Genomic DNA, 7,092 nt, shown 5'->3' with positions numbered 1-7,092 from the left:
GCGTCGCCCTCCAGGGCCTCGCCCCAGCCCGCGAGCGCGCGGTAGTGCAGCTCCACCAGGCCCGCGGGCCCCGCGAGCTCCAGGTGGTGGGAGTCCTCCTCGCCATGACGGGCGCCATCGTCCCGCCGCGCAGACAGGCCCACGCGCGCGAGTGCCTGCGCCGCGGCACCGACGTCCGCGCGCGCTACCAGCAGGTCCACGTCCGTGGTGGCGCGCTGCAACGGGTCCGGATACAGCCGCAGCGCCAGCCCGTACCCCTTGAGCAGCACCGGCACCTGTCCCACCGTCGCCAGCGCGTCCAGGCTTCGCAAGAGCAGCGCCTTCACCCGCAGGGCCCGCGCCGCGCCCCCCAGGGACTCCCGGCGCAGGGACGCACTCGCGGGCTCGGGCAGCGCCCAGCCCGCCCGCTCCACCGCGTGCGCCACGAAGCCCACCAGCCCGTGGCGCACCGCCGCGCGCACCAGCGCCTCTGCGTCCCCGCCTCCCGGCGGCGCACCCGAGGGGGCGTCCGGCCACGCACGCAGCAGGGCCAGGAGCGCGCTCGCGCCCACGGGTGTCAGGCGCTCCTGCCGGGGGCGCGGCGCGGCGTGCCCGTCGGGCATCACTTCCTCAGCGCGACCAGGCGCCCAGGCCCGGCGTCGACCCGAGGCTGGAGCCGCTCGGCGCTCTCCGCCACCGCGTCCGCCACCTGCTCCAGCGCCAGCTCCTCATCGCGGTTGATGGCGGCTCGGCCATCCCGCCACACCAGCAGCATCGCGCCCAGCACCTCGCCTTCGACCTTGATGGCGATGCTGACCTCGAACGGTGCCCCCGCGCCCGCCAGCCGCTGGGCTTCAAAGACGATGTTGTCCGCGAGCCCCGTGGGCCGGATGCGCTGGAAGCACAACTCCTGGCGCGCCAGGTTCATGGCATCCGCCAGCGGGCGCACCGCGTTCCACACGCCCTCCAGCGAAGGCGCCGCGCGCACCGCCCGGGTGACATCCTTCACCATGGTCCGCAGCCACAGGTTGCGCTGCCGCGCCTGGTGCACGTCCCTGGCGCGGCCCAGGTCCAGGTAGCCCAGCCGCCGCATCAGCAGCACGATGAGCACGCCCATGCCACACAGCAGCATCGCGCTCTGCGCGCTGTTGGCGAAGTTCAGCGCCAGCGCCACCAGCATGAAGAGGCCGCACAGGCCATACAGCACCAGCACGGTGGCGCGGTGGCTGAGCACCAGGTGGCTCATCAACCGGTGATGGATGTGCTCCCGGTCGGCACTGAACATCGGCCGCCCCAGCAGCGAGCGCCGCACCATTGCCAGCAGCGTGTCCATGATGGGCAGCCCCAGCGCCATCACCGGCACCAGCATGGCCACCGCCGTGCCGCTCTTGGTGCTCGTCTGGATGGACACCGCGGCCAGCACGAAGCCCAGGAACATGCTCCCGGTGTCCCCCATGAAGATGGAGGCCGGGTTGAAGTTGAACACCAGGAACCCGAGGATGGCGCCCGCCAGCGCCGCCATCAGCAGCGCCAGCAGCACGTCTCCTCGCGACAGCGCGAGGATGAAGTTGGTGCCGACGCCGAAGAAGGCCACGCCGCCCGCCAGCCCATCCAGGCCGTCGATGAGGTTGAGCGCGTTGACCACGCCCACCACCCACAACACGGTGAAAGGCAGACTCAGCGCGCCCAACACCAGCTCCGGGCCGAACGGGTTGGCGATGACGTCGATTCGGAATCCCATGACATACAGGCCGAACGCCACCGCGAACTGGACGGCGAACTTCAGCCGGGCGCCCGCGCCCCGCAGGTCGTCGTAGAGCCCCAACGCCACAATCGCCGCGCCGCCCAGGAACAGGCCCGCCACCAGCTCCGTGTGGGAGCGGAAGTGGTACCCCACGCCAGAGTCCACCAGGAACAACGCGCACAGCGGCGCGAAGAACCCACCGACGATGCCCACCCCGCCCAGCCGAGGAATCGGCCGGACATGGACCTTCCGGCTGGAGTTCGCCTGGTCCAGCCACCCCCACGCCAGGGCCCGGTCCCGCACCAGCCGCGTCAGCGCCAGCGCCACCAACAGCGAGACGAAGAAAGCGACGAAGAGCGTAATCATGGGGCGCGCACCGTCCGTGCATCGTGGCGGCCGGTGGCTCCACGCGTCAATGCACGCTGGAGTGCGATAGCATTGTAAAGCAATGGGCCCTTGCGTCCGCCTGTCGTCCAACCAGGCAGGCGCCCCTTCTAGACGGTCCGCGGCGAGCGGAGAAGCGTCTCGTAAAGGATTGACGTGCGCGCGGCGATGTCCCGCCACGTCATGTCCCGCACCGCCGCCTGCGCGGCTTCACGCAACCAGAGCAGGCGAGCGCGGTCCTCCGCCAGCGAGCGCAGCGCCGCCACCTGTGCGTCAACGTCTCCCATGGGCACAAGCCGCCCCGTCTCGCCGTCACGCACGACCTGGGGCGCCACGCCCACCGGCGTCGACACCGGCGCGAGCCCGCTGGCCATCGACTCCACCAGCGCCATCCCAAAGCCCTCTGAGTGGCTGGGGAAGAACAGCACCTCTTCGTCCAGCAGCAGGCGCGGCAGCCCGGCGCGTGGATAGCGCGGCACCACGCGCACACGCTCGCGCGCTCCCGCGGGGAACGCCGCCAGCACCTCCGCCTCCGGGTTGCCCGTGCCGTACAACGTCAGCGTGAAGGACACGCCTTCGGCGTGCAGGCGGGTGGCGGCGGCCACCATCTCCGCGCGCCCCTTGAGCGCCAGCCAGCTCCCCACGCACGCCACCCGCAGCGGCGCACCGGGCGCGGAGGGCGTGGGTGGCGACAGCCCCTGGAAGGCCACATCCAGCCCATGGGGAATGACGCTCACCTGGCGGGCCGGCACGCCCAGCCGCTCCGTCGCGTAGGCGGCATCCCGCGTGTTGAGCAGCACCGCATGGTCCGCGCGCAGCAGGGACTGGCGCACCTCCCAGAGGCGGTAGCCGCCGTGGTACAGCGGGTACTTCCAGCTCAGCGTCAGGTGCCCCGCACGGGCGTCCGCGCGCAGCCGCTCGGAGAAGGTGTGCTCCAGGCCGTGGCTGCGCGTCACCAGGGCGTGACGGGCTCGCGCGCCCGGACGGCCCAGGCGCATCCAGGGCCACGCATCCCCGGTGGTGATGTCCAGCACGTCGTACTGGCCCGCGGCCCGCAGCAGGTGCGCGGTCAGCTTCCACGGGAAGCGCAGCTCGTGCGCCGTGGTGTGGTGCCGCAGGCCGGGATAGGCGTCGTCGTAGCTGAAGTAGTCCACCTGGCAGCCCCGCGCCGCCAGCGCCTGCCCCAGCGCGAGCGTCACCCCCGGCGCCCCCATGTCCGGATTCAGGGGATGGTGGATACCAAGCAAGACGCGCATGGGAACGAAGGCGGCCCTCTCCTGCCTGCTTTTCATGGGTGTGCGGCGTGGGCCACAATGCCATCGTTTCCCACCCCCATGTCCCCGCATTCCGCGCCCACGTTGCAGACGCGCCTCGACTCGCGCCGCAACAACCTGGACTTCCTGCGCTTCGCCGCGGCGGCGGGCGTGCTGTTCAGCCATGCCTTCCCGTTGGGCGAGGGCAAGGGGACGGTGGAGCCGCTGGAGTCCTTCACCCGGGGACAGCTCTCCCTGGGACGGCTGGGCGTCGCGGTGTTCCTCATCATCAGCGGCGTGCTCATCACCCGCAGCTGGGAGCGGACGCCCGACACGGCGCGCTTCATCTGGGCCCGGGTGCTGCGCATCTTCCCCGGGCTGGGCGCCATGCTGCTCCTGACGGTGGGGGTGCTGGGACCGGCCTTCACCCGCCTGCCCCTGGGCGACTACTTCACGTCCCCGGACACGGCCCTGTACCTGCTGGGGAACTTCGCCCTGAATTGGCCCCAGTGGCACCTGCCGGGCGTCTTCGAGGCGAACGCCTACCCCCACGCCGTCAACGGCTCGCTGTGGACGCTGAAGTACGAGGTCGGCTTCTACGTGCTGACGCTGGGCCTGGGCCTGGCGGGCCTCTTGCGCAGGGGCGTGGTCATCTTCGGCTTCGTGGGCGCGGCGGTGGCCACCTTCGTCACCGGGCGGCTGGGCTTCTGGCCGGAGCTGTACCTGTACTTCGGCGGCGGCGCGGCGCTGTACCAGTGGCGCGCGCACGTGCGCATGAGCCCCTGGGTGGCGGCGGCGTGCGTCGCGGGGTGGCTCGTCACGGCCCGGCTCGGGTACGGCTGCCGCATCGCCACCGGCCTGCTGGGTGGGTACGTGGTGCTGTACCTCGCCTTCCGGCCCCTGGGGGCGCTGGCGGACTTCGGACGCCGGGGGGACCTGTCCTACGGCGTCTACCTCTACGCCTTCCCCGTGCAGCAGACCGTCTCCGCGCTGCTGGGCGGACGCACGGCGTGGTGGGTGAACGCGGCGGTGGCGCTCCCCTGCGTGCTGCTGCTCGCGGCGGTGTCGTGGCGGTGGGTGGAGCAGCCCGCCTTGCGGCGCAAGGACAGGCTCCCCGCGTGGGCGCGGCGGCCGGCGGCCCCCGTCACAGCGCTTCCTGAGACACCGCCCCGGCCGGCTGGGCCGCGCTGAAGTTGTCGCCCGCCAGCCGGTCATACGTGAGCAGGCGGTAGCGCCGCATCCAGTCCTCCCATGAGCCCGGCTCCTGGGCCGTGGGGACCTTGTCGCCCGCGGGCAGGTATTCGCCGGAGGCGTTGCGCAGCAGGTCTCCGCGGACGACGGGCAGCACCTTGGACAGCTCGGAGACGAAGGCGAAGAAGCCCGGAGGCCGCAGCCCCGCCGTCTCGAGGATGCGCGGGGTGAGCATGCTGATGCTCAGGTGGATGTCCTGCCGGGGCGTGGGGAAGTTCGTCCAGAGGACGACGGGGACCTCCGCCATGCGCTCGCGCTGCGCGTCCGTCCACGGCTCCTGGAAGTAGCCGGCCTCGCGATAGGTCGCGTAGTCCGAGCCCAGCATCGGCAGGTGGTCCCCGAAGAGCACCAGCAGCGTCTTGCGTTTGCGTGTCTCCAACCTGCGCACCAGCCGCTCCACGGCCGTGTCCATCTGCCGCAGCTTGTGCACGTAGTTCTTCAAGAGCAGTCGGTTGTCCGGCGAGAGCTTCTCGCCCTGAACCTCGATGCGCTCGTCTCCGGTGAGCGGCAGGTTGTAGGGCCCGTGGGTGGACATCGTCACGGCCATGATGAAGCGCGGCTGACGCTCGTCGGAGAGCTCGTGGAGGATGTGGTCGACGACCTCCTCGTCCGACACCCAGGGCCCTTCCAGCCGGGGTGACGGGAAGTCCGTGAGCGACTGGAACGTGTCGAAGCCCAGGAGCGGGTACACCACGTCGCGGCTCCAGTAGAAGGAGTGGAACGGGTGGATGGCCACCGTCTGGTAGCCCGCGCGGCGGAACAGCGACGGCAGCGCGTCCACGGGCCGGAGCACATAGTGCTGATAGGGGAACGCGCCGTCCGGGGCGAACGACGAGGACATGCCCGTGAGGAGCTCGAACTCCGCGTTGGCCGTGCCGCCGCCGAAGGCCGGGCTGATGAGGTTGCCCGAGCTGTGGCCCCCCATGAGCGACCGCACGAAGGGCAGCGGGTCCTCGCTGAAGGGGATGCCCAGCCGCGTCGGGTCCCAGAGCGACTCGGCCATGAAGACGACGACGTCGACGGGCTCCTGGGGCGCGGCGGGCACCACGCCCGGAGGCACGCCCAGCGCCGCGTGCACCTGCGCCCGGGAGTACTCACTGCCCGGCCGCAGCCGCAGCCCCTCCCAGTTCCAGAGCATCATCAGCGTGAGCCCGTTCATCTGGAAGTTGGAGCGCTGGTCCCACACCTGGTCGTAGATGCCGAAGCGGTTGAAGACGCGCCGCACGGGCAGGTGCTGCTGGAAGATGATGACCAGCAGGTACGCCACCGCCGCCAGCGCCAGGTTGCGGCGTCCGGCCCTGGGCAACGGGTACCGGGGCGTGCCGCGCGCCACCGCGCGCCACATGACGGCGAGCATGACCACCAGCAGCAGGCACGAACCGATGGCCGCCACCGCGCCGCCGCCGGGCAGCAGCGTGGGCGCCAGCGACGTCACCTGCCGCCACTCCAGGAAGTCCCAGGGCATCAGCGGTCGGTCGATGAGCTGCACCTTCCGGATGTGCAGGGTGACGGTGAAGAGCATCGCCGCCGCCACCAGGGCCCCCGAGATTCCCACCCGGTTCGTCACCGCCCACAGCAGGCCCGTCACCGCGGAGATGACCCCCACGCTGAGGAGCATGGAGTAGGTGTTGCGCTGGGTGATGCCCTCCAGTCCGGCGGACGAGAAGACGGCGATGGTCAGCTCCATGGCCACGACGAGCACCGCCGAGGCCAGGATGACGCCCACCAGCGGCCACAGGTTGGAGGGCGGCTGCTGGAAGAACAAGGTCTGGGGAATCCGTGTGCGGAGTGCCAACGACAGGTGCCTCCAGTAGTCGACCAGGGAGCGGGGAGGCGCGGAGACTACCTGACTGGCCCCCGGGCATTCCATGCGCCTGGGGTCGGGTTTCCGCCGCCTGCCACGCTGCGTGTGGGCGGGCGTCCAGTGGAGCGCCCAAGGCCTCGTGCACCGCGGCTCACTTCATGGGCGGCTGGGCCAGCAGCGCGGCGCCAATGGCACCGGAAAGTTCTCCCAGCTCCGCGACGCGCACGGGCGGCTGGCGCTCGGGGACGAAGATGTGCGGGCGCATGGCCTCATGGATGTGGCCGGCGAACTCGGGGCCCAGCCGCGTGCCCAGGCCTCCGCCCAGGACGACGGCCTCCACGTCCAGCAGGTTGATGGCGGAGGCAAGCCCCGCGCCCAGCATCCGCACCGCGCGGCCGATGAGCCACGTGGCCAGCGTGTCCTCCTGCGCCAGCGCCCGGGCCCAGATGCTGCTGGTCAACCGGGTGCGGCCCTTCTTCCGCATCAAATCGAAGAGGACCGTCGTCTCGCCCTGGCGCACGGCCTTGTGCGCCCGGCGCTCCATGGACGCACGACCCGCGTAGGCCTCCAGGCAGCCGCGCCGGCCACAGCCACAGCGGGCCCCGCCCGGCTTCACCACCATGTGGCCCACCTCGCCCGCCGCGCCCCGGCCCCGCCAGGGCACCCCGTCCAGGACC

At 71.5% G+C, this 7,092-nt stretch carries 6 protein-coding genes; 1 reads left to right on the top strand and 5 read right to left on the bottom strand.

Features of this window, described 5'->3' with window-relative positions:
* The 3 genes from HV826_RS35765 to HV826_RS35755 all read right to left on the bottom strand — a co-directional run.
* Positions 1-602, bottom strand: a 602-nt coding sequence (locus HV826_RS35765) for a nucleotidyltransferase family protein (protein ID WP_255217581.1), incomplete at its 3' end; no start/stop codon positions are given.
* Positions 602-2,089 carry an MraY family glycosyltransferase gene (locus HV826_RS35760; RefSeq protein ID WP_176421490.1) on the bottom strand — a complete coding sequence of 496 codons (1,488 nt, stop codon included), beginning with the start codon at positions 2,087-2,089 and terminating at the stop codon, positions 602-604. The genes HV826_RS35760 and HV826_RS35765, both read right to left, overlap by 1 nt.
* 128 nt (positions 2,090-2,217) lie before the next feature.
* Positions 2,218-3,363 carry a glycosyltransferase family 4 protein gene (locus tag HV826_RS35755; RefSeq protein WP_176421489.1) on the bottom strand — a complete coding sequence of 382 codons (1,146 nt, stop codon included), beginning with the start codon at positions 3,361-3,363 and terminating at the stop codon, positions 2,218-2,220.
* A 78-nt stretch (positions 3,364-3,441) separates the two neighbouring features.
* Between HV826_RS35755 and HV826_RS35750 the strand changes: the two genes are divergently transcribed.
* Positions 3,442-4,551 (top strand): acyltransferase family protein, encoded by a 1,110-nt coding sequence (locus HV826_RS35750; protein ID WP_407938461.1) that lies wholly within the window; start codon positions 3,442-3,444, stop codon positions 4,549-4,551.
* On the opposite strand, the gene HV826_RS35745 is transcribed toward HV826_RS35750, so the two are convergent.
* Both HV826_RS35745 and HV826_RS35740 read right to left on the bottom strand, forming a co-directional pair.
* Positions 4,505-6,406 carry an LTA synthase family protein gene (locus HV826_RS35745; RefSeq protein WP_176421487.1) on the bottom strand — a complete coding sequence of 634 codons (1,902 nt, stop codon included), beginning with the start codon at positions 6,404-6,406 and terminating at the stop codon, positions 4,505-4,507. The two genes, HV826_RS35750 and HV826_RS35745, sit on opposite strands and share 47 nt — an antisense overlap.
* A gap of 160 nt (positions 6,407-6,566) precedes the next feature.
* Positions 6,567-7,092: ROK family protein (locus HV826_RS35740; protein ID WP_176421486.1), on the bottom strand; the 526-nt coding region annotated here is incomplete at its 5' end.

It is taken from the genome of Myxococcus sp. AM010 (genome assembly GCF_013372585.1).
GTDB lineage: Bacteria > Myxococcota > Myxococcia > Myxococcales > Myxococcaceae > Myxococcus > Myxococcus vastator.
This window is presented reverse-complemented; position numbering and strand designations above follow the sequence as displayed.